Here is a 26,365-nt window from a genome sequence, read left to right on the forward strand (position 1 = left end):
GAACTCACTGCCCGTGGCGCGAAACGCAATCTTGCAGCCCAAACCGCCGGAGCACCGCACAGCGCGTGGCGGCTCAGTCACAGTCCTGCAGTGAACCTCGCCCTGTCAAACGGGTACTTACGTTCTCTCGGTCTCCCATCGGTTAGCCGGTAGTCGATCAACCGATCCGAACCGCCGTGTACGGACCCGTACGCACGGTGGTGTGGGAGGGGTCGGGCCGCGAGGCCTGCCCCTATCCCGATCGCCTGCGCCGCGCATGTATCGCTGGCGCAAAAGCAAACGGCGCCGCATTTTTGCGGCGCCGTTGTTCGTTGAGCGCGTCGTTCGCGTCAGTCGGGACGGTGGACGATTTCGTCGTGATCGTCGTGATCATGATCGTGATCGTCGTCGTCGAGCTCCCAGGACGGGAACGGGTCGGCGTAGCCCAGCCACGCTTCGGGTCCTGCCGCGTATTCCGCATCGTTGAGAAGGCATGCATCGAGCTTCGCGCGCCACGCGTCGCGCTCGAGATCGATGCCGATCATCACCAGCTCCTGGCGGCGGTCGCCGACGCTGGGGTCGTCGAGATCGCCTTGCCAGTCGGCGGCGATTTCCTTTTCGAGTTCGGCGTCCTGCGGCCATTCCTCGCGCGGCAGCGCCGCCCACCAAGTGCCCGCGGGACCGTGACGACACACGCCGCCCGCTTGCGAGAGCGTGCCCGTGATGTCGTTGCGTGTGGCGAGCCAGAAGAAGCCCTTCGAGCGCAGCACGCCCTTCCACTCCTGGTTGAGCAGCGCCCAGAAGCGCTCGGGATGAAACGGGCGGCGCGCGCGATAGACGAAGTTGCTGATGCCGTACTCGTCGGCTTCGCTGCGCGGCGCATGCGTATGCGCTGGATCGTGGCAATGCGCCGGGTCATCGCGCTGCTCATGGTCATGCAGCGACGCGAGCCAGCCCGGCGCGCTCGACGCCGCATCGAAATCGAAGCGGCCCGTGTTGACCACTTCCTCGAGCGGCACATTGCCGAAGCGGCTCACTACCTGCACCGCGCGCGGATTGATGCGCGCGAGTATGTGCTGCAGGCGCGCGAGTTCGTCGTCGCTCACGAGATCGGCCTTGTTCAGCACGAGCACGTCGCAGAACTCCACCTGATCGACGAGCAGCTCCACGATCGCGCGGTCGTCTTCCTCGCTCGCCGCCACGCCGCGCTGCGCGAGCTGGTCGGCGCTCGCGTAGTCGCGCAGGAAGTTGAATGCGTCGACGACGGTGACCATCGTGTCGAGACGCGCGAATTCATCGAGCGCGATGCCGTCGTCGCCGGCGAACGTGAAGGTTTCCGCGATCGGCATGGGCTCGGCCACGCCGGTCGATTCGATCACGATGGCGTCGAAGCGCTGGCCGGCGCGCGCCGGGTCGGCGAGGCGCTGGACCTCGGTGAGCAGGTCGTCGCGCAGCGTGCAGCAAATGCAGCCGTTCGACATTTCGACCACGCGCTCTTCCACGCGCGAGAGCGCCGAGGCGTCAAGCACGAGCGCGGCGTCGATGTTCACCGAGGCAAGGTCGTTGACGATCACCGCCACGCGCAGGCCCGCGCGGTTCGACAGGATATGGTTGAGCAGCGTGGTCTTGCCCGCGCCCAGAAAACCCGAGAGCACGGTGACGGGCAGTGGCGGCTGGTTCATCGCAGTGTGGTGCAGAAAGTGAATCGGAAGGCGCGCCGCGCGAAAGGATCGAAATCCTCGTAAGGGTGCGGCGCCAGCCAGCATTTTGCACCATGCACGCGCCCCGCGCAGGGCACGCGTGCCGCCGCATTCAGGGCGCAAGCACGCTGGGGCACTCAGCACGCGTTCAAGCGTGCTATTGCATGAGATGCCACTTGCGCAAAATGTCGGCGATTTGCTGCGCGTACTGGTCGCGCAGCGTCGGCGTTTCGGAATGGTAAGCGCCGATGGCAGCCCACGTGTTGCCGTACTTGTTCATCTTCTGGCGCAGATGCCACGCGGCGATATAGACGTTTTTGCACGGCTCCATGAGCGTGCTTTGCGAAATGCCGTACTGCGAGAGCACGGGCAGATGCACGGAATTGATCTGCATGACGCCGTAGTCGATCGAACCGTTCGCATTCCTGTGTACTGCGTCGGGACGGTTGTGCGACTCCTGCCAGGCAATGGCGCGCAGAATCAGCGGATTGACCTTCTGGTAGCGCGCGGCCTCGTCGAAACAGTCCGCGTGCGCGAGCGTGCTGACGCTCGCGGTGACGAGCACCACGGCGGCGGCAAGCGTAGCGGACCAGACGTTGGGCATGGCGACTCGCGCGGAAGCTGACAAAAGGGCAAGGACAAGCAAAGAGGCGAACGGCGCAGCCTGCAGAATGACGCAATCTCTCGCTGGGCGGCCTGATTTCTGGCGCGCAATGCGGGAATTCCCACATAAAGACGGGGGAAACGTGCGTTGGCCATCCTTCGGGCCGCTCGTATGATACCGGTCACCGATGACGAGTCAAGTTGGCTGCTCAGTCAAGACGCTGCGCTTCGAGCCAATCGAAGTCCGCGCGCGCCAGCTGATGAGGCATGCATGCTTACAAAAAGCTTGGGATTACCGGCTGGCGCGGCTCGGCGATTAGAAGAATTCCCCGGAGAGCCATTTTTTGTGACAAATTCGACACGAAAAACTGCTACTGTTTCATCTTTTGTTGACTAACGGACGTCCGGGCTGAGGAGAGCCGGCGCCGGCACTAGTCAGGAAAGCACAGGCGAGTCGGCCCCAAAGCCGTACGTCGAGGACGAATAGCCGCGCGCGTCTGCCGCTGGCTTCGATAAGACACCCATGAGAAGAAATCGTATGGCTTTGCGTCGCGTCGCCACGGCGCTGCTCGTGAGCGGACTCATTACGGCACAGCTTGCCTATGCGCAGGTCACGCTCAATTTTGTCAACGCCGACATCGACCAGGTGGCGAAGGCAATTGGCGCCGCCACCGGCAAAACGATCATCGTCGATCCCCGCGTGAAGGGCCAGCTCAACCTCGTCTCCGAGAACGCTGTACCTGAAGACCAGGCGCTCAAGACCCTGCAGTCGGCGCTACGCATGCAAGGCTTCGCGCTCGTGCAGGATCATGGCGTCCTGAAGGTCGTGCCGGAAGCCGACGCCAAGCTGCAGGGCGTGCCCACCTATGTGGGCAATGCGCCCACCGCGCGTGGCGACCAGGTGGTGACCCAGGTGTTCACGCTCAGGCACGAGTCGGCGAACAACCTGCTGCCGGTGTTGCGCCCGCTCATCTCGCCGAACAACACCATCGCCGCCTACCCGTCGAACAACACGCTCATCGTGACCGACTATGCGGACAACGTGCGCCGCATCGCCTCGATCATCGCGGGTGTGGACTCGGCCGCCGGCCAGCAGGTCCAGGTGGTGCCGCTGCACAATGCCAATGCGCTCGACATCGCGCCGCAAATCGCCAAGATGCTCGACCCGGGTTCGATCGGCGCCTCGGACCCGTCGCTGAAGGTTTCGGTCATCGCCGACCCGCGCACCAACTCGCTGATGCTGCGCGCTTCGAACGCGCAACGCCTCGCCTCCGCGGTCCAGCTATCGAAGCAGCTCGACGCGCCCACCAGCATGCCGGGCAACATTCACGTCGTGCCGCTGCGCAATGCCGACGCCACGCAACTCGCCAAGACGCTGCGCGGTATGCTCGGCAAGGGCGGCAACGATACGTCGTCGTCCGGCAATGCGAACGGCTTCAACCAGGCCGGCAACAGCGGCGGCGGCGGCGGCATGTCGACCGGCACCTCCGGCACGCCGCCGCTGCCGTCGAGCTCGCTTGGCGGCGGCACGTCGTCGGGCAGTTCGCTTGGCGGGGGCAGTTCGTACGGCAGCGGCGGCAGCGGCGGCAGCAACGAAGCCCCGTTCCTCGGCGGCGACAAGGACAAGGGCGACGAGAACCAGCCGGGCGGCATGATCCAGGCCGATGCGGCGACCAACTCGCTGATCATCACGGCGCCGGATGCGGTGTACCGCAACCTGCGCGCCGTGATCAACCAGCTCGACGCGCGGCGCGCACAGGTCTATATCGAGGCGCTGATCGTCGAGCTGAACTCGACCACCAACGCCAACCTGGGCATTCAGTGGCAGGTCGCGAGCGGCAACGTCTACGCGGGCACCAATCTCGCGACGGGCAGCGGCAACAGCATCGTCAACCTGACGGCGGCAGCGGCGGCCGCTGCGAGCACCGGCGGCCTCGCCAACGCGCTCGGGGCTTCCAGCCTCCAGCAGGGCCTGAACGTCGGCTGGATCAAGAACATCTTCGGCGTGCAGGGGCTTGGCGCGTTGCTGCAGGCGCTCTCGCAAACGGCCGACGCCAACGTGCTGTCCACGCCTAACCTCATCACGCTCGACAACCAGGAAGCGAAGATCGTCGTCGGTACGAACGTGCCGATCCAGACGGGTTCGTATTCGAACCTCACGAGCGGCACGGCGAGCACGGCGTTCAACACGTACGACCGTGTGGACGTGGGCTTGACGCTGCACATCAAGCCGCAGATCACCGACGGCGGCATCCTCAAGCTGCAGCTGTACACGGAAGACTCGGCGATCGTGACGGGCACGACCAACGCGACGACCAATCCGGCCGGCCCCGAGTTCACCAAGCGTTCGATCCAGTCGACCGTGCTGGCCGACAATGGCGAGATCATCGTGCTCGGCGGCCTGATGCAGGACAACTATCAGGTCGCCAACAGCAAGGTGCCGCTGCTCGGCGACATTCCGTGGATCGGCCAGCTGTTCCGCTCGGAAAACAAGACGCGCGAGAAGACCAACCTGATGGTGTTCCTGCGTCCGGTGATCATCAGCGACCGCGACACGGCGCAGGCGGTCACGTCGAATCGCTACGACTATATCCAGGGCGTGACGGGCGCATACAAGTCCGACAACAACCTGATCAAGGATCGCGACGACCCGGTCGTGCCGCCGATGCCGGTGGGCCCGAGCCAGGGCGGCTCCGCGCTGAACCTGTTCGATCTCGACCAGATGCGGCGTCAACAGGCGCTGGGCGTACAGCCCGTGGCTCCCGCAAATCCGGCAGGCGCCGTGCAAATGCAGCCCGCCGCACCCGTGCAGACGGCGCCGGTGCAGACGGCGCCGGTGGAAACCACACCGGTGCAGCAGGCGGCGCCGGCCACCACGCGGGTGCAGCCGTGAGCACGCCGCAAGCGCCTGCGGCCAGCGGCGCAGCGGACCGCGAGCCGCCCTCGCCGCTTGCCGCGCGCCTCGTGCCGTATGGCTTTGCGCGCAGCGGCCAGATCCTGGTCGCCCAGCAACGCGCCGAAGGCCTCGAAGTGTGGATCAGCGAGCGCACCTCGCAGGCCGCGATCGCCGAGGTCGCGCGCAACTTCGGCGCGTTCGCACTCGTGCGCGTGCCGGCCGACGAACTCGCGCAGGCCATCAACCAGGCGTACGCGCGCCAGGACGGCAGCGCCGCGCAGGTGGTGGGCGAAGTGGAAGGCGAAGTCGATCTTTCGCGCCTCATGCAGGACATTCCCGAAGTGGAAGACCTGCTGGAGTCCGAAGACGACGCGCCGATCATCCGCATGATCAACGCGCTCCTCACGCAGGCCGCGCGCGAGCAGGCATCGGACATTCATATCGAGCCGTTCGAGAATGCCTCGGTCGTGCGCTTTCGCGTGGACGGCACACTGCGCGATGTCGTGCGACCGAAAAAGGCGCTGCACGGCGCGCTGATCTCGCGTATCAAGATCATGGCGCAGCTCGACATCGCCGAGAAACGCCTGCCGCAGGACGGCCGCATCACGCTGCGCGTGGGCGGGCGTCCGGTGGACGTGCGCGTTTCCACGCTGCCCACCGGCCACGGCGAGCGCGCGGTGCTGCGTCTGCTGGAAAAAGACGCGCAGCGCCTGAACCTCGAAGCGCTCGGCATGGCCGGCGACACGCTCGGCAAGTTCGACCAGCTGATCGCGAAGCCGCACGGCATCGTGCTCGTGACCGGGCCGACGGGCTCGGGCAAGACGACCACGCTCTACGCGTCGATGTCGCGGCTCGAAACGGCCACGACCAACATCATGACCGTGGAAGACCCGATCGAGTACGACCTCTCGGGCATCGGGCAAACGCAGGTGAACGAGCGCATCGGCATGACGTTTGCGCGCGCGTTGCGCTCGATCCTGCGTCAGGACCCGGACATCATCATGATCGGTGAAATCCGCGACCTCGAAACCGCGCAGATCGCGGTGCAGGCGTCGCTCACGGGCCACCTCGTGCTCGCGACGCTCCATACCAACGACGCCGCCTCGGCGGTGACGCGTCTGACCGACATGGGCGTCGAGCCGTATCTGCTCGCCTCGTCGCTGCTCGGCGTCCTCGCGCAGCGCCTCGTGCGCCAGCTTTGCCCCGTGTGCAAGGAAGAACGCGTGGAAGACGACGGCAGAAAGCGCTGGCATCCGGTGGGCTGCGATCGTTGCGGCCATTCGGGCTACGCAGGACGGCGCGGCGTGTACGAACTGCTGCTCATCGACGAGCCGATTCGCGCGCTCATCCACCGCAACGCCGCCGATGCGGAAATCTTCGCGGCCGGCCGCGCGCAAGGCATGCGCACGCTGCGTGAAGACGGCGAGCGCTGGGTCGAAGCGGGCAGGACGTCGCTCGAGGAAGTGTTGCGCGTGACGGGCGGCGCGTAATGCGCCGCACGACGGGCCGCACGATGAACCACCAGATGGACGCTCAATAAAAGCGAGGGCGATCAGCAACATGCCGGCATTTCGCTTCGAAGCCATCGACGCCACGGGCAAACCGCAAAAAGGCGTGCTCGACGCGGACAGCGCTCGCGGCGCGCGTGCGCTGCTGCGCGGCCAGGGTCTCACTCCGCTCGTGGTCGAACCCGCCGCGAGCCGCACGCGCGGCGCGCGCCAGCAAAGGCTCGCGCTCGGGCGCAAGCTCTCGCAGCGCGAGCAGGCGATCCTCACGCGCCAGCTCGCGAGCCTGCTGGTGGCGGGCTTGCCGCTTGGCGAGGCGCTTGCGGTGCTCACCGAGCAGTCCGAGCGCGACTACATCCGCGAGCTGATGGCGGCCATTCGCGCCGAGGTGCTCGGCGGCCATTCGCTCGCAAGCGCCCTCGAGCAGCATCCGCGCGACTTCCCGGATATCTACCGTGCGCTCGTGGCCGCGGGCGAGCACACCGGCAAGCTCGGCATCGTGCTGTCGCGTCTGGCCGACTACATCGAGCAGCGCAACGCGCTCAAGCAGAAGATCGTGCTCGCCTTCACCTATCCGACGATCGTCACGATCATCGCGTTCGGCATCGTCACGTTCCTGCTCAGCTACGTGGTGCCGCAAGTGGTGAACGTGTTCGCGAGCACTAAGCAGCAACTGCCCTTGCTCACCATCGTGATGATGGCGCTCTCGGGCTTCGTGCGGCAGTGGTGGTGGGCGGTGCTGATCGCCGTGGCCGTGGTGGCGTGGATCGTGCGCTCGACCTTGCGCCGGCCAGGCCCCCGCCTCGCATTCGACCGCTGGATGCTCACCGCGCCGCTCGCGGGCAAGCTCGTGCGCGGCTACAACACCGTGCGCTTCGCGAGCACGCTCGGCATTCTGAGCGCGGCGGGCGTGCCGATCTTGCGCGCGCTGCAGGCGGCCGGCGAAACGCTCTCGAACAAGGCGATGCGCACGAACATCGACGAAGCCATCGTGCGTGTGCGCGAAGGCACGTCGCTCTCGCGCGCGCTTGGCAACACGAAGACGTTTCCGCCCGTGCTCGTGCACCTGATTCGCTCTGGCGAGGCGACGGGCGACGTGACGACCATGCTCGACCGCGCAGCCGAAGGCGAGGCGCGCGAACTCGAGCGGCGCACGATGTTCCTCACGAGCCTGCTCGAACCGCTCTTGATCCTGGCGATGGGGGGCGTGGTGCTCGTGATCGTGCTCGCGGTGATGCTGCCGATCATCGAGCTGAACAACCTCGTGCAGTAAGGCGTACGAACTGCACGAAGCCGCAGGAAGGCGGGCGCGCCGAACTCAGCGCATGTAGATGGTGGGACCGGCTGCGTTGGGCGGCAGGAAGATTTCGGAGTGCACGCCGTGACGGTCGATGACGATCGAGCGGGGGCGCACTTCGAAGAGTTTGGAGTTCTGGTCGAGCGGGCCGCCGAGCGAAATGGCCCGCGGGGGTTCGCCGCCCACGCTGACGATGGCCGCCGCGCCCTGGGCGAGCGAGAGGATGCCGAACAGGTGAATGTCCTGCACGGGGTTGCGCTCGAGCCTGCCACCGAACAGCGTGCCGGCCTGGTCGAGCGAAACCGGCGCGCGGGCGGCGGCGGCCTGCACCGGCGCCGCGCGGTTGGTGGCGAGGGTGATCGTCCACCACGTGGCCGTGGCGCAGAACACCGCAAACGCGGCGAGGGAAAGAAGGCGGATTTGCAGTGGGCTCATGCGCTCATTGTACGAAGGTTTATGAAATTTTTGATGTACGCGTTTGCCATGCCCGCAAGGCGTCGGAAAGGCGTCATCGTGTGACATTACAATGACCCGTCATGCGTGCGAGGACCCGGCTCGATTCGAGCGGCGGGTTCGATTGCAGCGGGACGAAGCGCGGCGCACAGGCGTGCACCGCACCATATCTAGCAAGGGAGGAAAGAACTCATGTCCATGTGGGCCAAACGCCGTGCCGAAATCGAAGTCACGCGCGCGCGCCGCCAACGCGGCTTCACGCTCATCGAAATCATGGTCGTGATCGCGATTCTCGGCATTCTGGCCGCGTTGATCGTGCCGAAGATCATGAGCCGTCCCGATGAAGCGCGCCGCGTCGCCGCGCGCCAGGACATCGGCACGATCATGCAGGCGATGAAGCTCTATCGCCTCGACAACGGCCGCTATCCGACCCAGGATCAGGGGCTGCAGGCGCTGGTGCAAAAGCCGACCACCGACCCCGTGCCGAACAACTGGAAGGACGGCGGCTATCTGGAGCGTCTGCCCAACGACCCGTGGGGCAACGCGTACCAATATCTGAACCCGGGCGTGCACGGCGAGATCGACGTATTCAGCTACGGGGCCGACGGCAAACCCGGCGGCGAAGGCAACGACGCCGACGTCGGGTCCTGGCAATAAGGCATCCGCCACGCCGCATCCATGCAACCGAGCCGCCTTTCCCCTAGTCGGGACCGCCGATCGTCACGCACCTCGCGCGCGGCGGGCTTCACGCTGCTCGAAATGCTCGTGGTGCTGCTGATCGCGGGGATTCTCATCTCGCTCGCTTCGCTCACGCTCACGCGCAATCCGCGCACCGACCTGAACGAAGAAGCGCAGCGGCTCGCGCTGCTGTTCGAATCGGCCGGCGACGAGGCACAGGTGCGCGCCCGGCCCATTGCATGGCAGCCGCTCGCGGGCGGGTTCCGCTTCGACGTCCATACCGAGGACGGCTGGCGTCCGCTGCGCGACGATCTGCTCGGCCCGCGCCACTGGGAAGGCGGCGTGACCGGCGTGGCGATCACCTACCCCGGCAGCGACGACACGCAGGCCAACCGGCTCATTTTCGGCACCGAAGCCGTGGACGTGCCGGTGCAGGTCACGCTCTTCTCGGCAGCCGGCCGCGCGACGATCGTCGGCACCGGCACTGGCCGCTTCGAGGTGCGCTGAGATGCGGCTCTCGATGCGTGGGGGAAAGCGCGGCCACCGCGCTCGCGTGGTTCGTCCGGGTCGTCCGGTTGGACCGCTGCGTGAGCGCGGCTTCACGATGATCGAGGTATTGGTTGCGCTCGCAATCATCGCGATTGCGCTGGCCGCGTCGCTGCGCGCCGTGGGCAGCCTCGCCGCAAGTGAAGCCGATCTGCACGACCGCCTGCTCGCGGGCTGGAGTGCGGACAACACGCTCGCGCAACTGCGTCTCGCGCACGCGTGGCCGGACCTTGGAGAGAGCAGCTTCGACTGCACGCAGGGCAATCTGCGGCTGACCTGCACGCAGAACGTCGCGACGACGCCCAACCCCGTCTTCCGCCGCGTCGAGGTGTCGGTGACGGCGCTCGGCCGTTCCGGCAATCTCGCGCAACTCGTCACGGTGCTCGCCAATGAGACGAACCGCTCCTTGTGACCGCGCGCGCGTCGCCGCGCCAGCGCGCGGCTTCACGCTGATCGAGCTGCTCGTGGCGATCGCCATCATGGCCGTGGTGGCGATCCTCTCGTGGCGCGGCCTCGACGAGATCGTGCGCGGGCGCGAAACCATCACCCGCTCGATGGCAGAGGAACGCGTGTTCGCGCAGATGTTCGACCAGATGCGCATCGACTTGCGCGAAGCGACCTCCGACGACGAAGCGGGCGGCGTCGCCATCTCGCTCGACGGCGGCGCGCTGCAGGTCGTGCGCGCGTTCGCGGTGCCGCCGGGCGCGGCGCCGCGCCTGCAAGTGGTGCGTTACCGCGTGTCGGGCGGCCAGGTGGTGCGCTATGCGTCGCCCCCGCTCGCCAATCTCGGCGAGCTGCGGCGTGCACTGCGCGGCGGCGAGGGCGACAACTGGGGCGCATTGCCGATGATGAGCGGCGTGGACGTCATCAACGCGCGCCTGTACGTGCCGAAGACGGGCTGGACGGCGAACATGCAGGACGTGCGCTCGCAGGTGAGCGGCAACAACAACGATCTCAAGGTGCCGCAGCTCGGCAACGCGCCGCTGCCGCGCGCGGTCACGGGCGTGCAGGTGAGCGTCGGTGCGCATTCGCTCGAGCGGCCGGTGACGCGCGTATTCATGGTGGGGGAATGACGTTGCGCACACAACGAACTTCCGCCAGACGATTGCGACGATCCAGCCGCGCTACGCGCGCACGGCGCGGCGCGGCCATCATCAGCGCGCTGCTCGTCGTGGCGCTGTCGGCGATCCTCGTCTCGGGCATGTTGTGGCGCCAGCAGGTGCAGCTGCGCCGCATCGAGAATCAGCGGCTGCTCGCGCAGGCGCAATGGATCGCGCGCGCCTCGCTCGACTGGACGCGCCTCGTGCTGCGCTCCGAAGCGGATACGTCGGCGGGCATCACGTATCTCGGCGGCGCGTGGGGCGTGCCGCTCGCGAGAACGCGCCTGTCCGACTTTCTCGGCCAGATCGGCGAGGCGCACGCGCAACAGGGCGCGGACACCTGGCTGTCGGGTTCGATCGAAGACGCCCAGGCGCGCTTCAATCTGCGCGATCTCGTGGCGAGCAACGCGCCGGGCTCGCTGCAGCTGAATCTCACAGAGATCGAAGCGTTCGCGCGCCTGCTGCAGATTCTCGGGATCGACCAGCAACTGGCCAAGAACACCGCGGTGTATCTGCGCTCGGGCCTCGCCTATTCGGCAACGCGCTTCCAGACGCAAACCGCCACGACGAGCGGCACCTCGCAAACCGAAGTGCTCGCAGGCGGCGGGTCGACGGGCAGCGGCAACTACACCGACAACCCGGGCCTCTCCGACTCCGACAACAACAGCGGCGTCGCGCCGCTCCTGATGACGAGCGTCGATTCGCTGCTCGACGTGCCCGGCTTCACGCCCGACGCCGTCGCGCGGCTGCGCCCGTTCGTGACAATCCTGCCCACCGTGACGCCCGTGAACATGAACACGGCGAGCGCCGAGGTGATCGCCTCCGTCGTAACGGGCATGAGCCTGTCGAACGCGCAGGCCCTCGTCGCACGTCGCCAGAGCGTGTTTTTCCGCAACGTGAGCGACGTGCAGCTCGCGCTCGAAGGCGTGGGCGCGAAGCAGGCCTCGATCGACACTACGCAGATCGACGTCAACACGAGTTATTTTCTCGTCCATGGGCGCGTGCAGCACGAGCGCGCCGAGGTGGACCGCACGACGCTAGTCTGGCGCGACCCGCTTACTCATACGACGCGCATCGTGCGCGTTCGCGACGAACCATGAATCCGTCCCCGACCAACATCGAAAAGAGGTGCGTTTGAGCACGCTGATCGTTCTCATGCCGCCCCGCGACCCGGCGGTCCACTCGCAGGAATGGCAGCTGCCGGAACTGCCGTTCGTGCTGCTCGACAAGACAGGCAACACGCAGCGCGCGGGCCGTTCGGCGCTCGGGCTGCTGCCGAAGGCCTCGGCCACCGTCCTGATGATCGCCGCGCGCGACCTGCTCACGCTCGCCGCCACGGTGCCGCCGCTCAAGGGGCCGCGGCTGCGTCAGGCGCTGCCGAACGTGGTCGAGGATCATCTGATCCAGGATGCGCAGACCTGCCATCTGGCGCTCGATCCCAAGCGCCTCGCCGACGGCCGCCAGGTGGTGGCGGCCATCGACCGCGGCTGGTTCCGCTTTCTGCTGGAAGGCTTCACCGCCTCCGGGCACCGCAATCTGCGCGCCGTGCCCGTGGCGCGCTGCCTGCCGGCCGCGCAGGCGGTCGAAGCGGTTCAGGAGGTCCCGGTGACCGAACCGGCCGGGTCCGCGGCGCCGGGCGCAGCGCCCGACGCCGCGCCTGCCGCGCCTCCCGCCCCCGAACCCGTGACCGCATGCGTGCTAGGCCATGTCGTTGCGACCGCGCCCACGCTGCTGCCCGGCGTCGCGCCCGAGCCGGCGGCTGCTACGGCGCAAGCGGCGCTCGAACTCGCGATCGTGCGCGGCGCGCTCGCCGAGGGTTTCGCGGTGCCCGCCGCGAGCGTCTCCGCCACCGTCACGGCGCTGGCCGGCGGCGCGCCGGTTTCGGGCTACGTCCTCACCAATCTGCCAGGCGAGCCCGTGAGTGCCGCCGCGCGCGCGTCGCTGGCCGCCGCGTTGCCGGGTGCGCAGACGCTCACGTTCGAGGCGCTCGCGCGCCGCGCGCTCGCCTGCCGCTTCGACCTCTGCCAGTTCGAGTTCGCCTCGCAGCCGTGGCGGCTCGACCGCGCGACGCTGCGCCGTCTGCGGGTGCCGATCGTGCTCGTGGCGGCGTCGCTCGTCGTGGCGGTCGTCGGCGCGAATATCCAGTGGCTCATGATGGCGCGCCAGCGCGACGCGATCAGCGCGCAGATGACCGAGCTGCTGCTCAACGCGTTCCCGAAGACGACCGTCGTGCTAGATCCCGCCGGGCAGATGGCGCGCCAGTTGCAGCAGTTGCGCCTCGCTGCGGGCGAGCCCTCGCCCGACGACTTCCTCGCGCTCTCCGACGGCCTCGCGCGCGCGCTCGGTCCGGTGCCGGCGAACGGCATCGCGGCCCTCGACTATCACGACCGGCGTCTGGACGTGACCTTCAAGCCAGGCGTCAACGTCGACGCCGATCTTGCGAAACGCCTCGCGGGCAACGGCCTTGCGGGCACGGTGGATGCCAGCACGGGCAAATGGACGATCAGGAGCGCATCGTGAAGACAACGGCTATGAGCGGCGCGTGGGCCGAGGCCTGGACGAACTTCTGGGAGGCGCGCTCGACGCGCGAAAAGACGCTGCTCACGTGGGGTGGCGCGGTGCTTGCGCTGGCGATCGGCTGGTCGGTGCTGTGGCAGCCCGCCGCCGACGGCCGCGCGCGCCTGCGTGAGAGCCTGCCCGGCATGCAGCGTGAACTCGCGCAGATGACGGCCGAGGCCGACGAGGCGCGCTCGCTGGCCGGCGCGGCGGCCAGCGTGGCGCCGGGCGGCCAGGCGCTCAAGGACGCGGTGAGCGCCTCGCTCGCCGATCACTCGCTCACGGGCGCGCAGATTCAGCTGATCGGCACGACGGTGCAGGTGCAGATGAAGAACGTGTCGTTTCCGGCGTGGGCCGCGTGGCTCGACGACGTGCGCAAGCAGTTCAAGGTGCAGGTGGTCGAGGCGCACATCACCGCGCTGAAGGCCGATGGCCAGGTCGACTTGACGGCCTCGCTGCAACCGGCGAATACGCATTAAAAAGAAAAAGCGCGCATCGAATAGCGCGCAATGAGAATCGCCGGAGATACAAGCAATGAGTTACTGGATGCGGCGTCTGCGCGCCGCGTTGCCCTGGCTGATCGTGGGCGTGCTGTCGAGCGCCGTCGTGCTGCTTGCCCGCCTGCCCGCGGCCTGGATCGCGCCGCAGTTCGCGCGCGCGACCCAGGGGCACGTGAATCTGATCGACCCGGAAGGCTCGCTCTGGCACGGCTCCGCTACGCTGATGCTCGCTGCGGGCCAGGACGCACGCGGCGCGACGCTGCTGCCGGGGCGCATCGTCTGGCGTACGGCGTTCTGGCCGCTGTTCGTCGCGCGCGTGCGTATGCAAATGCTGCAGACCGAGGCGATGCCCGAGGCGGTCACGGTCGATGCGTCGTTGCGCGGCGCGAACGTGAGCGCGGGCACGATCGCCGTGCCCGCGTCGCTGCTCGCCGGTCTCGGAGCGCCCTTCAACACGCTCGACCTGGACGGCAAGGTGCGGCTCGCGTGGAGCCCGTGGCGCGTGTTCGGCACGGATGCGTTCGGACGACTGACCGTCTCGCTCGCCGACATGAGTTCGCGCGTTTCGCTCGTGAAGCCGCTCGGCACGTATCAGGTGGTGCTCCAGGCGCAAGGGGCGACGTCGACGCTCGACCTCTCGACGCAAAAAGGACCGCTGATGCTCGAGGGGCGTGGCGCGTTCTCGCGGGCGTCGGCGTCGTTTCAGGGCACCGCGAGCGCGGCGCCGGATCATTGCGACAACCTGGCGGGCCTGCTGAATCTGCTGGGCCGGCCGGTCGGGCCGGGAACCGTCGCACTGACGTTCATGCGCTGACGACCATGCGCTGAGGTTCGCTGTCTGAGCGTGCGCCCGCCTGCGCGGGCGCGTACGCATTACTGCGGCTGGGCGGCCGTCGTGGCCGTAATCGCTGCCGCTCGGGACGAAGCTGCCGAAGCCACTGCCGGCGCTGCCACGCTGCCCGTCTCGTGATTCATCTGCGAGGCATCCCAGCCGCCGCCGAGCGCCTTCACGAGCCCCACCGACGACACCATGCGCTGCCCGCCGATGCTCACGAGCTTCTGCTGCGCGGTAAAGGCCGTGGCCTGCGCGGAAAGCACGTTCTGGAAATCGGTCGTGCCCGCCTTGTACTCGTTCGTCACGATCGCGAGCGCATGCTGTGCCGACTCCACCGCCTGCTGCTGCACGCCGACCTCTTGCCCGAGGATGCGCTGCGAAGCGAGGTTGTCCTCCACGTCCTGGAACGCGGCCAGCACCGTTTGCCGGTACGTGGCCACCTGCTGGTCGTAGGCGGCGCGCGCGGCCTCGGTCTGGGCCTTGCGCAGCCCGGCGTCGAAGATCGTGCCGGCAAGCGAGGGCCCGAGCGTCCAGAAGCGCGACGGCATCTGCAGCAACTGCGACATCACCGAGCTTTCGAAGCCGCCGCTCGCGGACAGCGTGAGCGTGGGGAAGTACGCCGCGATGGCGACGCCGATCTGCTCATTGGCGGACGCCGCCTTGCGCTCGGCCGAGGCGATGTCGGGCCGGCGCTCGAGCAGCGCCGAAGGCATGGCGAGCGGCACCGTGGGCGGCGTGGCGGCGAGCGGCGACGGCGGGATCGAGAACGCGGAGGCGGGCTGGCCGACCAGGACGGCGATCGCATGCTCGTCCTGGGCGCGCGCCACGCCGTTGTCGATCGCGGAAGCCTGGGCGGATTGCAGCTGGGTTTGCGCCTGGATTACGTCGGCGCGGCCCGCCACGCCCTGCGCGTACTGATTCTGCGTGAGCTGCAGCGACTTCTGGTACGCGACGACCGTATCGTCGAGCAGCTTCTGCTGCGCGTCGAGCGAGCGCAACGTGAAGTAGGTTTGCGCGAGCGTAGCCTGGGCCGACAGACGCGCATTCGCGAGATCGGCGGCGGCGCCCTGCTGGCTCGCCTCCTGCGAGCTGACCGTGCGGCTCACCTTGCCCCAGAGATCGGGTTCCCAGGTGGCGTCGAGCCCCAGGTTGACGTTGTTCTTGATGCTGCCGCTCGACAATCCGCCGCTCGAGTTGGCCACGCGCGTGGGTGTATACGAGCGCGTGCCCGCAAACGAACCGCTGATCACCGGGAAGTACGCCGCCCGCGCCTCGCCCACGAGCGCGCGCGCCTGGCGGTAGGCGGCGGCATATTGCGCGACCGTCTGGTTGCTGGTGTTGAGCTGGTCCATTAGCGCGTTGAGTTGCGCGTCGTCGTAGATCAGCCACCACGCGCCGCGGTCGGAGGTATCGGCGGGTTGCGCGACCTTCCAGCCCTCGGGCGCTTCCTTGAACGAAGCGGGCACGGCGGCGCTGGGCCGGTGGTAGTCGGGGCCGACGGCGCAGCCGGTCAACTGGAAGGTGAGCGCGGCAGCCGCGCACAGCGTCAGGATGGAAAGCGGCTTGGGCGCGCGGCGCGCCACGGACCCGGCGGGTTCAGCGGTCGCGCCGGAGCGGACGAAACGGCAAGGCATGCAAGGATTCCTGTCGATGCAACCGGCGCGCTCAGGCGGCCGGGCGCGCACGGGGGTTGTCGCGTTGCGGCAATGGTAGCGCACGCGCTAGTCATTACACGGAATCCGAAAGCTTACGCGTTGGAAGGGGTGGCGGGTGTTACGGCGCCAGGCGCGCCGGTTACGCGTCGTTACGGCGGCGCTTCGGTGCGCGGCAGGCGAGCTGGCCGCCATCGCACAGGGGCGCAGGCGCTGCTGGTGTGACTGCTGCGAGTGCCGTTGCGGTCGCGGGCGTGGCCGGCACGACAGCGCTAGCCGCGGCGGGTTCGGGCTGCGCGCGCCGACGCTGCGCCAGCACCACGGCCACCACCGCGATCGAGCCGCCCGGCAGCGCGAACATGGCTGCATACAACGCGAGCTTGCGCCAGCGCGACGACTCACCGGCCTTCGCGAAAGCGAGGCGGGCGGTGTCGGTGACGGAGCGGCCAAGGCCGCCAAGCGCGTTGATGAGAAAAAGCATGATGCGGAAACGGGTGGACGTAGAAGAACGAAACTGGTTGCCTGTCATAATATTGACTATGCAATCAAATCACAACATACTTTGCAGCGCATCAATGCAAATGTTGTTTTTACGCGCCGGATAGCCGCAGCCGATGCATTGGCAAGCCGGCGCCCGATTTATCTGCCTGAGCAGCGAAACAACCCGTTATAATCCGCTCGTTTTTTGAGATGCTGCAAAGCGAACTGCCATGAGCGACGGTCCTTTTGTCCCGGCCCCGGCCAGTCTGGGCGTCGAGCCAAGTCTCGGCTATTTCCTGTCGACCGCGCGCAACGTGCTGGCCGGACGCATCGACCGTGCGGTTGCGCCGCTTGGACTCACATCGTCGCAAATTGGTGTGATCCTTTTATTGTGGTTCCAGCGCGCCAGCACGCCGAACGAGATGTCGCGCGCGCTCTCGTACGACACTGGCTCCATGACGCGCATGCTCGACCGGCTGGAGAAAAAGGGCTTTCTCGAGCGGCAGCGCAGCCAGGCGGATCGTCGCGTCGTGGAACTTGCACTGACGGATCAGGGGCGCGCGGCGGCGCAGCAATTGCCCGACCTGATCGCCGCGGAGATGTCCGAACAGCTGCGCGGCTTCTCGCCCGAAGAAGTCGCGACGCTGGTTCATTTGCTGCAGCGCTTCATTGCGAATGACGGCTCCACGACACCGCTTTGCCCATCGATGGACGCTACCAGCAAGGACGCAGCAGCGCCTGCGCAGGAAGACGGCAGCTAGCCCCGCCGCACGGGGTGCGGCGCGGCAACACGAGGCGTAATTCGATCAAATCACTGTCTGGGCAGAAAATGCACAGACACGAAAAGTAAACCGGCGTGCGCTGCTCCCGTGGGGCGGCAGCGACGGCCGAACCAACAAGGACACGGAACATGGCAGCTTCTCCCGCGGTGCCCGCGCAGGCCGAACCCGCACCGTTTTCCGGCGGCACGCTCGCGCTGCTCACAGTCGGACTGGCGCTCGGGACCTTCATGGAGGTGCTGGACACCTCGATCGCCAACGTGGCGGTGCCGACCATCTCGGGCAACCTCGGTGTCGCCAACAGCGAAGGCACGTGGGTCATCTCGTCGTATTCGGTCGCCTCGGCGATTGCGGTGCCGCTCACCGGGTGGCTCGCGCGCCGCGTGGGCGAAGTGCGCCTCTTCACGCTCTCCGTGCTGCTGTTCACGCTGGCCTCGGCCGCCTGCGGCTTCGCCACCAACTTCGAGACGCTCATTGCGTTCCGTCTCGTGCAAGGGCTCGTTTCCGGGCCGATGGTCCCGCTTTCGCAGACCATCCTCATGCGCTCCTACCCGCCTGCCAAACGCGGCCTCGCGCTCGGCCTGTGGGCGATGACCGTGATCGTCGCGCCCATCTTCGGACCGGTGATGGGCGGCTGGATCACCGACAACTACACGTGGCCGTGGATCTTCTACATCAACGTGCCGATCGGCGTCTTCTCGGGCATCTGCGCGTACATGCTGCTGCGCGGCCGCGAGACCAAAACGACGAAGCAGCGCATCGACGCCGTGGGCCTCGCGCTCCTCGTGATCGGCGTGTCGTGTCTGCAGATGATGCTCGACCTCGGCAAGGACCGTGACTGGTTCAATTCGACGTTCATCGTCACGCTCGCCATCATTGCGGTGGTCGCGCTCGCGTTCATGCTCGCGTGGGAGGCGACGGAAAAAGACCCCGTGGTCGATCTCTCGCTCTTTCGCGACCGCAATTTCGCGCTCGGCGCGATGATCATCTCGTTCGGCTTCATGGCCTTCTTTGGCTCGGTGGTGATCTTCCCGCTCTGGCTGCAGACCGTCATGGGCTACACGGCGGGACTCGCGGGACTTGCCACCGCGCCGGTGGGCCTGCTCGCGCTCGTGCTCTCGCCGCTCATCGGGCGCAACATGCACCGGCTCGATCTGCGCATGGTCGCGAGCTTCGCCTTTGTCGTGTTCGCGCTCGTCTCGCTCTGGAATTCGACGTTCACACTCGACGTGCCGTTCGATCACGTAATCCTGCCGCGTCTCGTACAGGGTATCGGCGTGGCCTGCTTCTTCGTGCCGATGACGACCATCACGCTCTCGAGCATTCCCGACGAGCGGCTAGCGAGCGCCGCGGGCCTGTCGAACTTTCTGCGTACGCTCTCGGGCGCGATCGGCACGGCCGCAAGTACGACGTTCTGGGAAGACGCCGCCATCTATCACCATGCCGTGCTGTCGGAATCGGTGACCCAGTCTTCGCCGAACACCGCCGCCTACAAGGACGCGCTCGCGAACCTCGGTTTCGCGGGTCAAAGCCTGACCGCCCAGCTCAACGACGTCGTGACGACGCAAGGCTACATGATGGCCACCAACGACTTCTTCCGCATTTCCTGCGCGATGTTTGTCGTGCTGGCCCTGCTGGTGTGGGTGACGAAGCCGAAAAAAGGCGCGGGACCGGCAATGGGTCATTGACGGTCCCGCGAAAGGCCGCCCAAGTGAGCGGGCGACCGGGTGCGCGTTGCGCTGCGTGACTAGCGCTGTGTAATGCCGCTCGTCTGGATCTCGACGCGACGGTTCCGCGCGCGGCCTTCAGGCGTGGCATTCGACGCGATGGGCCGCGAGAAGTCGTAGCCGTGCACTTCATACTGGCCAGCGTGGAGGCCACGCGACTGTAGATAGCTGCGAACGGCTTCGGCGCGGCGCAGCGAGAGGCGATCGTTGTAGGCCTTCGAGCCGGCCGAGTCGGTGTGGCCGTCGATCACGACCGTACCGATGTTCACACCGTCGCTTTGCCTGACGAACTGGTCGAGCGCGCGCTTGCCTTCGGGCAGCAGAGCGGCCTTATCGAACGCGAAGTTGGCGTCGGCGTTCAGCGTGATCGTGCGCGGCTGAACCTGGGGCGGCGTTTCGCCGATTGGCGCCGACGCTGGCTGCTGCGGCGGCTGGCAGGTGAACGTGATTTCACGCGGGTCGTCTTCCGGCTTGAAGCCGGCAACGGCGCGGTCCACCGACGAGACGCGCACCGGCGTCTTGCTGCCGCAGACCTCGTTGACCTTTTTCATACAGGTCCCGGAGCTTTCGAACAGGCCGAGACATTGCACGCGATACGCTTGCGAGCCGTTAGCGAGCGTGACGATGTCGAGATTGTGGGTGGGGCCTGAGGCGGTGGTGCAGCCAGCGGCGGCGGCGATGACGGCAGCCGCGGCACTGGCAGACAGAAGGCGCAGTTTCATTGTCGATTCGAGTTGTGGATGAGGTCGAACGGCCCGGACTAAGCCGGCCGAAACCAGCCCAAGATACGGGCTCCTCAACCCCTCCCTCAATCAGACAATGCCCAAAATCGGCCACGTGCCGATCAATGCGCGCTCGAAGCCGGCTCCGCCACGGCTGCGCCGCTCACGCCGGCCGTGTCGCCGCCTGCGCCCGTGGTCGTGTCGCCGGGAATCGGCGCATCGACGCCGGTTCGCACGAACTGCTTGAACGCCGCGCCCGCCGACCACGGGTTGGGCTTGCAGCCGAGCGAACTGTCGCAGTGCGCGGCGAAGCCGATCGTGGCCGTGCCGTCGGCGTTGGCCTGTTTCGTGATTTCATAGGCGAGCAGACGCCGGCCGCCGCCCGGGCCCGACGTCTGAATCAGCGTGTCGGTCACGGTCTGCACTTCGTACTTCGAATGACTGCGCACCCAGTCCTGGGCGCGTTGCCACCAGAGATCGCATTCCGTCTTGTTCGAACAGGTGAGCGGCGCGGTCGCGATCTGCATGACGTCGGGTTCGACCTGCCCGCGCGACGCGCAGGCCGCAGCCGTCGCGCACAGCAGGATCGCAAGAATTCGTTTCATCGCGTGGATTCCTCCCAGAGTGAGCCGCATTGCACGCGGCCCGTGCATTTTTGGTGTTTTCAGCTTCGTTCGTCCGGCGCGTGTCGTCAGCGCGCTTCGATAACGCGGCGCCTACCCTGGTTGGACCGCATCTGCAGGCTGGTGTTGCGAGCAAATGCGGTGCCTGGGACGAATATCGATGGGAGGGGGGCGCCGCAGCGGCGCACCGGCGCGCGGCTCAGACGCTGAAGCGATTGAGCGTATAAGCGCGATAGGCGGCGACGAACGCGTCGAACGAGCCCACTTCGTCACGCTCGAGTTGCGCCTGCTCCGCGAGCGATTCGCGCGCGAGCGTTTCGAACTCGGCCGTAGCCGCGGCGTCGAGCGGACGCGCGAGAAATTGCGCCGCGTGGTGCTCGCTCTGTGCACGTGCGAATTGCAGGAAGGACTGCTTGCTATCGTGCATGGTTCGCAGCACGCGCGCCGACGGCGTGAGCGACGGGTCGGCCAGCTTCGCGCGCTGTGTCGCGAGCGAGCGCTTGTGTTCGTCGCTGCCGTGCGCCGCGTCGAGTACGGCAGCCGCGTGGCCGATCTTTTCGAACAGCGCTTCGGCCCACTCGTGCATCGGCACGTCCTTGCCGTCGCGCTTGAGCGCGAGACCCGGGCGGCGCCCTTCTTTCGTCACCAGGCCAAAGTTTTCATTCGATTCGGCGTAGGCGTCGTCAGGCAGGAAAGGGCTTTCATCGAGCGCGCAGGCGAGCAGGTAGGCGTCGAGAAAACGTGCGGTTTCGAGCGAGATGCCGATTGGCTCGAACGGGTCGATGTCCATGCAGCGCACCTCGACGTACTGCACACCGCGCGCGGCAAGCGCATGCAGCGGCCGCTCGCCCGGATGCGTCACGCGCTTCGGGCGGATCGTCGAGTAGAACTCGTTCTCGATCTGCAGCACGTTCGTATTGATCTGCACCCACTCGCCGTCGCGATGCGTGCCGATCGCCTCGTAGGGCGGATACGGCTGGCTCACGGCCTGCGCGAGCGCGTCGAGATAGCCTGCCAGCGTGTCGTAATCGGCGCGCAACGCGGACTGGCCCGTCGTGTTCGAGTAGCCAAGATCGCTCATGCGCAGGCTCGTCGCATACGGCAGATAGAGCGTGTCGGCGTCGAGCGCTTCGAGCTTGTGCTCGCGGCCGCGCAGGAAGCGCGCGTCGAGCGCGGGCGAGGCGCCGAACAGGTACATGAGCAGCCAGTTCGTGCGGCGGAAATTTCGGATCAGCGCGAGGTAGCGCTCCGACTGATAGTCGGTGAGCGAGGCCGTGGACTGATGATGCGCATGCAGCACGCGCCACACTTCTTCGCTGAGCGAGTAGTTGTAGTGGATGCCGGCAATGCACTGCATCGTGCGGCCGTAGCGCAGCGCGAGGCCCATGCGGTACACGTACTTGAGGCGACCGATATTCGAGCTGCCATAGCGCGCGATGGGAATGCCGTCGTCGGTGTCGGGCAGGAGGCCCGGCATCGATTCGTTCCAGAGCATCTCGCCGTCACGCGCGAGTACCGCATAGACGTAGCGGTGCAGCTCGTCGAGTTGCGCGAGCGTGATCGAGGCGTCGGGCTCGGCAGGCGTGATGATCTCGATCAGCGCTTCCGAATAGTCGGTGGTCAGCGACGGATGCGTGAGCGCCGAACCGAGCGCTGTCGCGTGCGGCGTCATGGCGAGCCGGCCGTCGCGCGTCACGCGCAGGCTCTCCTTCTCGATGCCGCGCAGACCGCGCGTGAGCGCGCCGCGATGTGGCCCGTCGCCCAGCACGGAAAGGCGCTGCGCGAGAACGTCGTTCGTGCGTGTAGAGGTCGTGTCTGACATTGAGGCAAGTCGGGCTCGGGCCGGCGGCGCCGTGCTGAGAGCGCTCGCTGGCCGGGATTCTTTTCGGTAGCGGGCACTTTAACATCTCGCCGAAAGACCTGCTTGGGCCTGCCTCGGGCGCGGTTTTGGCCGGTCGGCGCGCGCTTCTCGCGGTGGTGGCACCCCGTTCCTGGCGCGGCCTTCCGTTGCCCTAGCCTCCTCGCGCCGCGCCCGCGCGATCGGCGATTTCGTTCCACAAATGCATGGCCGCGTACGCGCGCCAGGGGCTCCATGCGTCAGTGCGGGCGCGCTGTTGGGTCGCGCGCACGAGCGCCGGATCGCGCGCCGCGATGGCCTGCATCAGCACGAGATCAGTCGCGGGCCACGCGTTCGCGTCGCGCCATGCGCGCATCGCGACGTATTCGACGGTCCACGGTCCGATGCCGGGCAACGCGAGCAGTGCCGCGCGCATGGCGTCGAGGTCGGCGGACTCCGGCGCGATCGCGTCGATTTGTCTGCTTTGACGCTTGCCGCGCGGCTTGTTTTTATTGTTCTCTGCGTAGTCGCGTTCGATGATCACCGCGCCGCTCGCCACGGCCTGCGCAAAGCCCTGCAGCGCGGCGACGCGCTTGCCCGGCATGCCGATGCCCGCGAGATCGGCGGCGGCGAGCGCGGCGGGTGTGGGAAAGCGCCACGCGGTGCGCGCGTGCGCATGGTCGTCGATGCGCTTGCCCACGCGTTCGACGAGGCGCCCGATGATGGTCGTCGCCGCTTTCACGCTGACCTGCTGGCCGACGATCGCGCGCACCACGAGCTCGAAACCTGACCACGCGCCGGGCACGCGCAGCCCCGGCACGGCCGCGACGAGCGGCGCAAGCCACGGGTCGCTGCGCAGATGCGCGGCAACGGCGGCGGGGTCGGCCTGCAGGTCGAACATGCGCGAGAGCGGTGCGGCGAGCGCCGCCGCATGCGCGCTCACGGGTCCGTCGATCTGCACGACGAGGCAATGCTTGCGCGCGTGACGGCGCACGGCGAGCGTGCCGCTCGCGCCGTTGAAATCGATTGCGCGCAGCCACGCGCCGTCCTCCACCGCCTCGACGCCCGGCGTTGCGCGGCCGCTGAAGAAGCGCAGCACACGTGGCCAGTCGTAGGGCGCGCGAAACGGCAGTTCGAGTGTGGCGCCGCGCGTCGGCGCCTCGGGTTGTGCTGCGGACTGCGAGGCGATGGCGCTCAAGTGGCGGTCTCCGGCGTGTCGGCGCGGTTCGAGGTCGAACGGTTGTTTTTCGGGTTTTTTGCGCCGTTTTGCGCGCCTTGCGATGCGCGTGCTTCGCAGTCGAGCAGCGCCACCTTGCGCTCGAGACCCCAGCGATAACCCGCGAGCGAGCCTCCCTTCTGCACGACGCGATGGCACGGAATCGCCAGCGCCACCGGATTCGACGCGCATGCGCTCGCCACGGCCCGCACCGCGCTCGGCGCGCCGAGCGTTTCGGCGATCTGCGAGTAGCTGCGGGTCTCGCCATAGGGAATGCGCTGGAGCGCGTCCCAGACGCGCTGCTGGAATGCCGTCGCGGCAATGTCCAGCGGCAGATCGAAACGCTCGCGCCGGCCGTGCAGATACGCGTCGATCTGCGCGGCGAACGGCGCGATCGCGGCCTTGTCCTCGATGCACTGCGCGTTCGCGAAATCGGCGGTGAGTGCGGCGGTGAGCGTCTCGGCATCGTCGCCGAACGCGATCCGGCAGATGCCCTTCTCCGTTGCCGCGATGAGCACGAAGCCGATCGGCGTGGGCGTGGCGGCGTAGTGGATCGTCAGCCCCGCGCCCTTGCGGCGATAGGCGGAAGGCGCCATGCCCAGTTCGCCCGGCACGCTGTGATAGAGGCGCGACGACGAGCCGAAGCCCGCGTCGGCGCTGGCGCGCGTGACGTCAGCGCCCCCGCCCAGCGCGTCGCGCAGCACCGCCCCGCGCCGCGCCGCCTGGTATTGGCGTGGCGAGACGCCCAGCACGCGCTTGAAAAGGCGCTGCAGGTGAAACGGGCTCAGGTGCACGGCTTCGCCCAGTTGCGCGAGCGTGAGCCGCTCTTGCGGGTCGGCGTCCAGCGCCGCACACGCGCGCCGCACGATCTCCAGCTCGCGCGGCAGGCCGCCCGGGCGGCAGCGCTTGCATTCGCGATAGCCGGCCGCGCGCGCGTCGTCGGCCTCGGTGAAGAATTCGATGTTCTCGCGCCGCGGCAGCCGCGAGGCGCACGACGGGCGGCAGAACACACCGGTGGTGCGCACGGCGTAGAAGAACGCGCCGTCGGCGCGGGCGTCGCGCGACGTGACGGCTTGCCAACGGTCGGCGTCGTTCGTCCATTCGCTGGCTGGCGTGTGGCCGGGTTCGGCGGGTTTCATCGCTGGTTTCATTGCAGGGACGGCGCTCATTTGAGGGCTCCTCGAAGTGCCTGTCTGTATGCCGTTACTCTAACTTTGGGTAGGAACGACGGCGCGCCGGATCTTGCGCTGTCATTGCAGTCCACACGTGCCGTGAAAGCGCCCTGATCGGGTCCTTTTATGGTCTTCGGTGAATCCCTGATGGCGTCTTGTCGATTCCCGTGCGACAAAATGGCAAGTTTGCGGGTTTTCCCTTAAAAAACTGTTGCGTCGCGACAGCCGACTCGGTATAGTGGTTCCTGTCTCCTCCATGTCTCCTCCTGATATGGATTAAGCCCGCTCACAGCAGCGGGCTTTTTTTCGTCCAGCGTTTTCCATACGTCAACTCGCCCTACTCTCGGCGCACCCGCCACTCCACTGCTTTCTGCTATTTTCCGCTGCTTCTCATTGTTCCGCTGCGGCCGATTCCGGCTCGCGAGTTTCGCTGAATGCGCGCCATCTGCGCAGCCGCGCGTTCACAGGTCCATCATGAGAATCCCAGCACGACTTCGAGGACGCCATGCGGATCCAGATTCGCGAGATCGATCACGTCGTTATCCGGGCAGCCGACATGGACGCCATGACGCGGTTCTACTGCGAAGTACTCGGTTGCGAGCCGGAGCGTGAACAGCGCGATCTCGGCCTCGTGCAGTTGCGCGCGGGACGCTCGCTCATCGATCTGGTGACGATCGGCGGCCCGCTGGACCGGGGTTCCGGCGCGCCGCCCTCTGGCGCTAGCGGCAACATGGATCATCTTTGTCTGCGCGTCGAGCCGTTCGACGCCGAGGCGCTCGCGTCACATCTGACGCAGCATGGCGCGCGTCCCGGCAATGCCGTCGAACGCTATGGGGCGGAGGGTATGGGGCCGTCGCTGTATCTGTTCGACCCGGAAGGCAACATGGTGGAACTCAAGGGGCCGCCGCACGCCTGAACGCGGGCAGCCGGCTTTCAGACGTTCTCGGGCGCCTTGAACACGCTCCATTCGACAGCCACTGGCTCGGCGCTGGTATTGCCGATCCACGCCGCGCCGTCCTGCACCGTGCATTGCAGGCGCATGGTGCGCTCGGCCAGCGCGCCGAGCGACGCGGCAACGCCCTCGCCCAGCGACCAGACAGTCACGTTGCGCAGGCGCTCGACCTTGTTGCGCACGCCTTGCCACCAGATGTCGGAGGTGCGCCCGCCGTAGGCGATCACGATGACTTCGCCCGCGCGGCCGCTTGCCTTGGCAATGCGGCGCTCGTCGGGCTGGCCGACCTCGATCCACGTTTCGATCGCGCCCGTGTAGTCCTTGCACCAGAGATCGGGCTCGTCCGTGTCGGACAGGCCCTTGCAGAATTCGAGCCGCTCGCCCGCAAACAATGCGAACGCCGCGATGCGGACCATCATGCGGTCGTCGGTTTCGGACGGATGGCGCGCGATCGTGAGCGCATGGTCGGCGTAGTAGTGCCGGTCCATGTCTGCGATCTGCAGTTCTGCCTTGTAGATGGTCGATTTGAGTGCCATACCGAATTCCGGTCGCGCGAA

At 67.1% G+C, this 26,365-nt stretch carries 25 protein-coding genes; 14 read left to right on the plus strand and 11 right to left on the minus strand.

The features are described 5' to 3' along the window. Positions 1 to 329: 329 nt before the first annotated feature. Both M3I53_RS29410 and M3I53_RS29415 read right to left on the minus strand, forming a co-directional pair. Entirely contained in the window at positions 330 to 1,661 is a 1,332-nt protein-coding gene (locus M3I53_RS29410; RefSeq protein ID WP_254319333.1) for a GTP-binding protein, read from the minus strand. 175 nt (positions 1,662 to 1,836) lie between these two features. Further along, positions 1,837 to 2,283 (minus strand): lytic transglycosylase domain-containing protein, encoded by a 447-nt coding sequence (locus M3I53_RS29415; RefSeq protein ID WP_028203273.1) that lies wholly within the window; start codon positions 2,281 to 2,283, stop codon positions 1,837 to 1,839. 537 nt (positions 2,284 to 2,820) lie between these two features. Here M3I53_RS29415 and gspD point away from each other — a divergent pair. The 3 genes from gspD (at position 2,821) to gspF (ending at position 7,956) form a co-directional block, all read left to right on the plus strand. Then, the gene (gene gspD / locus M3I53_RS29420; protein WP_254319334.1) at positions 2,821 to 5,175 is read left to right on the plus strand and encodes a type II secretion system secretin GspD; all 2,355 of its coding nucleotides are present in this window, start codon (positions 2,821 to 2,823) and stop codon (positions 5,173 to 5,175) included. After that, a complete protein-coding gene (gene gspE, locus M3I53_RS29425; RefSeq protein ID WP_309249555.1) occupies positions 5,172 to 6,668 on the plus strand; it encodes a type II secretion system ATPase GspE in 1,497 nt (498 codons plus the stop codon). The genes gspD and gspE overlap by 4 nt, the downstream gene beginning before the upstream one ends. Positions 6,669 to 6,738: 70 nt before the next feature. Beyond that, positions 6,739 to 7,956 (plus strand): type II secretion system inner membrane protein GspF, encoded by a 1,218-nt coding sequence (gene gspF / locus M3I53_RS29430; RefSeq protein WP_254319335.1) that lies wholly within the window; start codon positions 6,739 to 6,741, stop codon positions 7,954 to 7,956. 45 nt (positions 7,957 to 8,001) lie between these two features. Here gspF and M3I53_RS29435 read toward each other — a convergent pair whose 3' ends face one another. Beyond that, complete coding sequence (locus M3I53_RS29435) at positions 8,002 to 8,415, minus strand: general secretion pathway protein GspC (RefSeq protein ID WP_254319336.1); 414 nt, start codon at positions 8,413 to 8,415, stop codon at positions 8,002 to 8,004. Between the two features lie 210 nt (positions 8,416 to 8,625). On the opposite strand from M3I53_RS29435, the gene gspG reads away from it, so the two are divergent. From gspG to M3I53_RS29475, 8 genes are read left to right on the plus strand one after another with little or no spacing between them, the layout of a single operon-like run. Next, positions 8,626 to 9,090, plus strand: a complete 465-nt coding sequence (gspG, locus tag M3I53_RS29440; RefSeq protein ID WP_302056945.1) for a type II secretion system major pseudopilin GspG — start codon at positions 8,626 to 8,628, stop codon at positions 9,088 to 9,090. A 21-nt stretch (positions 9,091 to 9,111) separates the two neighbouring features. Further along, positions 9,112 to 9,618 (plus strand): GspH/FimT family pseudopilin, encoded by a 507-nt coding sequence (locus M3I53_RS29445; RefSeq protein WP_254319337.1) that lies wholly within the window; start codon positions 9,112 to 9,114, stop codon positions 9,616 to 9,618. A 1-nt stretch (position 9,619) separates the two neighbouring features. Continuing rightward, positions 9,620 to 10,069, plus strand: a complete 450-nt coding sequence (gene gspI / locus M3I53_RS29450) for a type II secretion system minor pseudopilin GspI (protein ID WP_302057888.1) — start codon at positions 9,620 to 9,622, stop codon at positions 10,067 to 10,069. Then, the gene (locus M3I53_RS29455; protein ID WP_254319338.1) at positions 10,047 to 10,730 is read left to right on the plus strand and encodes a type II secretion system protein J; all 684 of its coding nucleotides are present in this window, start codon (positions 10,047 to 10,049) and stop codon (positions 10,728 to 10,730) included. Before gspI ends, M3I53_RS29455 begins: the two co-directional genes overlap by 23 nt. Beyond that, positions 10,727 to 11,857, plus strand: a complete 1,131-nt coding sequence (gspK, locus tag M3I53_RS29460; protein WP_375542602.1) for a type II secretion system minor pseudopilin GspK — start codon at positions 10,727 to 10,729, stop codon at positions 11,855 to 11,857. Before M3I53_RS29455 ends, gspK begins: the two co-directional genes overlap by 4 nt. 34 nt (positions 11,858 to 11,891) lie before the next feature. Beyond that, positions 11,892 to 13,277: a type II secretion system protein GspL gene (gene gspL / locus M3I53_RS29465; protein ID WP_254319340.1), complete on the plus strand. Its 1,386-nt coding sequence runs from the start codon at positions 11,892 to 11,894 to the stop codon at positions 13,275 to 13,277. After that, entirely contained in the window at positions 13,253 to 13,792 is a 540-nt protein-coding gene (locus M3I53_RS29470; protein ID WP_375542603.1) for a type II secretion system protein M, read from the plus strand. The genes gspL and M3I53_RS29470 overlap by 25 nt, the downstream gene beginning before the upstream one ends. A 55-nt stretch (positions 13,793 to 13,847) precedes the next feature. Then, the gene (locus tag M3I53_RS29475; protein ID WP_254319341.1) at positions 13,848 to 14,627 is read left to right on the plus strand and encodes a type II secretion system protein N; all 780 of its coding nucleotides are present in this window, start codon (positions 13,848 to 13,850) and stop codon (positions 14,625 to 14,627) included. Between the two features lie 59 nt (positions 14,628 to 14,686). On the opposite strand, the gene M3I53_RS29480 is transcribed toward M3I53_RS29475, so the two are convergent. Continuing rightward, complete coding sequence (locus M3I53_RS29480; RefSeq protein WP_254319342.1) at positions 14,687 to 16,282, minus strand: efflux transporter outer membrane subunit; 1,596 nt, start codon at positions 16,280 to 16,282, stop codon at positions 14,687 to 14,689. A 160-nt stretch (positions 16,283 to 16,442) separates the two neighbouring features. Further along, complete coding sequence (locus tag M3I53_RS29485) at positions 16,443 to 16,781, minus strand: hypothetical protein (protein WP_254319343.1); 339 nt, start codon at positions 16,779 to 16,781, stop codon at positions 16,443 to 16,445. Between the two features lie 229 nt (positions 16,782 to 17,010). On the opposite strand from M3I53_RS29485, the gene M3I53_RS29490 reads away from it, so the two are divergent. Continuing rightward, entirely contained in the window at positions 17,011 to 17,541 is a 531-nt protein-coding gene (locus M3I53_RS29490) for a MarR family winged helix-turn-helix transcriptional regulator (RefSeq protein ID WP_254319344.1), read from the plus strand. A 149-nt stretch (positions 17,542 to 17,690) separates the two neighbouring features. Then, complete coding sequence (locus M3I53_RS29495; protein WP_254319345.1) at positions 17,691 to 19,247, plus strand: DHA2 family efflux MFS transporter permease subunit; 1,557 nt, start codon at positions 17,691 to 17,693, stop codon at positions 19,245 to 19,247. A gap of 59 nt (positions 19,248 to 19,306) precedes the next feature. Here M3I53_RS29495 and M3I53_RS29500 read toward each other — a convergent pair whose 3' ends face one another. From M3I53_RS29500 to ada, 5 genes are all read right to left on the minus strand, one after another. After that, the gene (locus tag M3I53_RS29500; protein WP_254319346.1) at positions 19,307 to 20,008 is read right to left on the minus strand and encodes an OmpA family protein; all 702 of its coding nucleotides are present in this window, start codon (positions 20,006 to 20,008) and stop codon (positions 19,307 to 19,309) included. Between the two features lie 122 nt (positions 20,009 to 20,130). Beyond that, a complete protein-coding gene (locus tag M3I53_RS29505; RefSeq protein ID WP_254319347.1) occupies positions 20,131 to 20,613 on the minus strand; it encodes a hypothetical protein in 483 nt (160 codons plus the stop codon). A gap of 217 nt (positions 20,614 to 20,830) precedes the next feature. Next, the gene (gene gshA, locus M3I53_RS29510) at positions 20,831 to 22,453 is read right to left on the minus strand and encodes a glutamate--cysteine ligase (protein ID WP_254319348.1); all 1,623 of its coding nucleotides are present in this window, start codon (positions 22,451 to 22,453) and stop codon (positions 20,831 to 20,833) included. A 190-nt stretch (positions 22,454 to 22,643) separates the two neighbouring features. Continuing rightward, positions 22,644 to 23,666, minus strand: coding sequence for an AlkA N-terminal domain-containing protein (locus tag M3I53_RS29515; protein ID WP_302057889.1), 1,023 nt, complete (start codon positions 23,664 to 23,666; stop codon positions 22,644 to 22,646). Then, positions 23,663 to 24,823 carry a bifunctional DNA-binding transcriptional regulator/O6-methylguanine-DNA methyltransferase Ada gene (gene ada / locus M3I53_RS29520; RefSeq protein ID WP_254319349.1) on the minus strand — a complete coding sequence of 387 codons (1,161 nt, stop codon included), beginning with the start codon at positions 24,821 to 24,823 and terminating at the stop codon, positions 23,663 to 23,665. Before ada ends, M3I53_RS29515 begins: the two co-directional genes overlap by 4 nt. Positions 24,824 to 25,361: 538 nt before the next feature. On the opposite strand from ada, the gene M3I53_RS29525 reads away from it, so the two are divergent. Next, positions 25,362 to 25,772 carry a VOC family protein gene (locus M3I53_RS29525; RefSeq protein WP_254319350.1) on the plus strand — a complete coding sequence of 137 codons (411 nt, stop codon included), beginning with the start codon at positions 25,362 to 25,364 and terminating at the stop codon, positions 25,770 to 25,772. Positions 25,773 to 25,789: 17 nt separating this feature from the next. On the opposite strand, the gene M3I53_RS29530 is transcribed toward M3I53_RS29525, so the two are convergent. Beyond that, positions 25,790 to 26,344, minus strand: coding sequence for a YaeQ family protein (locus M3I53_RS29530; RefSeq protein ID WP_110383224.1), 555 nt, complete (start codon positions 26,342 to 26,344; stop codon positions 25,790 to 25,792). Positions 26,345 to 26,365: the final 21 nt, after the last annotated feature.

It is taken from the genome of Paraburkholderia sp. CNPSo 3272, assembly GCF_024206495.1.
Lineage (GTDB): Bacteria > Pseudomonadota > Gammaproteobacteria > Burkholderiales > Burkholderiaceae > Paraburkholderia.

Bases quoted from the DNA above. Each gene is read 5' to 3' on its own strand.
- M3I53_RS29410 (WP_254319333.1), bottom strand. From the start codon at position 1,661: ATGAACCAGCCGCCACTGCCCGTCACCGTGCTCTCGGGTTTTCTGGGC.
- M3I53_RS29415 (WP_028203273.1), bottom strand. From the start codon at position 2,283: ATGCCCAACGTCTGGTCCGCTACGCTTGCCGCCGCCGTGGTGCTCGTC.
- gspD (WP_254319334.1), top strand. From the start codon at position 2,821: ATGGCTTTGCGTCGCGTCGCCACGGCGCTGCTCGTGAGCGGACTCATT.
- gspF (WP_254319335.1), top strand. From the start codon at position 6,739: ATGCCGGCATTTCGCTTCGAAGCCATCGACGCCACGGGCAAACCGCAA.
- M3I53_RS29435 (WP_254319336.1), bottom strand. From the start codon at position 8,415: ATGAGCCCACTGCAAATCCGCCTTCTTTCCCTCGCCGCGTTTGCGGTG.
- gspG (WP_302056945.1), top strand. From the start codon at position 8,626: ATGTCCATGTGGGCCAAACGCCGTGCCGAAATCGAAGTCACGCGCGCG.
- M3I53_RS29445 (WP_254319337.1), top strand. From the start codon at position 9,112: ATGCAACCGAGCCGCCTTTCCCCTAGTCGGGACCGCCGATCGTCACGC.
- gspI (WP_302057888.1), top strand. From the start codon at position 9,620: ATGCGGCTCTCGATGCGTGGGGGAAAGCGCGGCCACCGCGCTCGCGTG.
- M3I53_RS29455 (WP_254319338.1), top strand. From the start codon at position 10,047: ATGAGACGAACCGCTCCTTGTGACCGCGCGCGCGTCGCCGCGCCAGCG.
- gspK (WP_375542602.1), top strand. From the start codon at position 10,727: ATGACGTTGCGCACACAACGAACTTCCGCCAGACGATTGCGACGATCC.
- M3I53_RS29470 (WP_375542603.1), top strand. From the start codon at position 13,253: ATGGACGATCAGGAGCGCATCGTGAAGACAACGGCTATGAGCGGCGCG.
- M3I53_RS29475 (WP_254319341.1), top strand. From the start codon at position 13,848: ATGAGTTACTGGATGCGGCGTCTGCGCGCCGCGTTGCCCTGGCTGATC.
- M3I53_RS29480 (WP_254319342.1), bottom strand. From the start codon at position 16,282: ATGCCTTGCCGTTTCGTCCGCTCCGGCGCGACCGCTGAACCCGCCGGG.
- M3I53_RS29485 (WP_254319343.1), bottom strand. From the start codon at position 16,781: ATGCTTTTTCTCATCAACGCGCTTGGCGGCCTTGGCCGCTCCGTCACC.
- M3I53_RS29490 (WP_254319344.1), top strand. From the start codon at position 17,011: ATGAGCGACGGTCCTTTTGTCCCGGCCCCGGCCAGTCTGGGCGTCGAG.
- M3I53_RS29495 (WP_254319345.1), top strand. From the start codon at position 17,691: ATGGCAGCTTCTCCCGCGGTGCCCGCGCAGGCCGAACCCGCACCGTTT.
- M3I53_RS29500 (WP_254319346.1), bottom strand. From the start codon at position 20,008: ATGAAACTGCGCCTTCTGTCTGCCAGTGCCGCGGCTGCCGTCATCGCC.
- M3I53_RS29505 (WP_254319347.1), bottom strand. From the start codon at position 20,613: ATGAAACGAATTCTTGCGATCCTGCTGTGCGCGACGGCTGCGGCCTGC.
- gshA (WP_254319348.1), bottom strand. From the start codon at position 22,453: ATGTCAGACACGACCTCTACACGCACGAACGACGTTCTCGCGCAGCGC.
- ada (WP_254319349.1), bottom strand. From the start codon at position 24,823: ATGAAACCCGCCGAACCCGGCCACACGCCAGCCAGCGAATGGACGAAC.
- M3I53_RS29525 (WP_254319350.1), top strand. From the start codon at position 25,362: ATGCGGATCCAGATTCGCGAGATCGATCACGTCGTTATCCGGGCAGCC.
- M3I53_RS29530 (WP_110383224.1), bottom strand. From the start codon at position 26,344: ATGGCACTCAAATCGACCATCTACAAGGCAGAACTGCAGATCGCAGAC.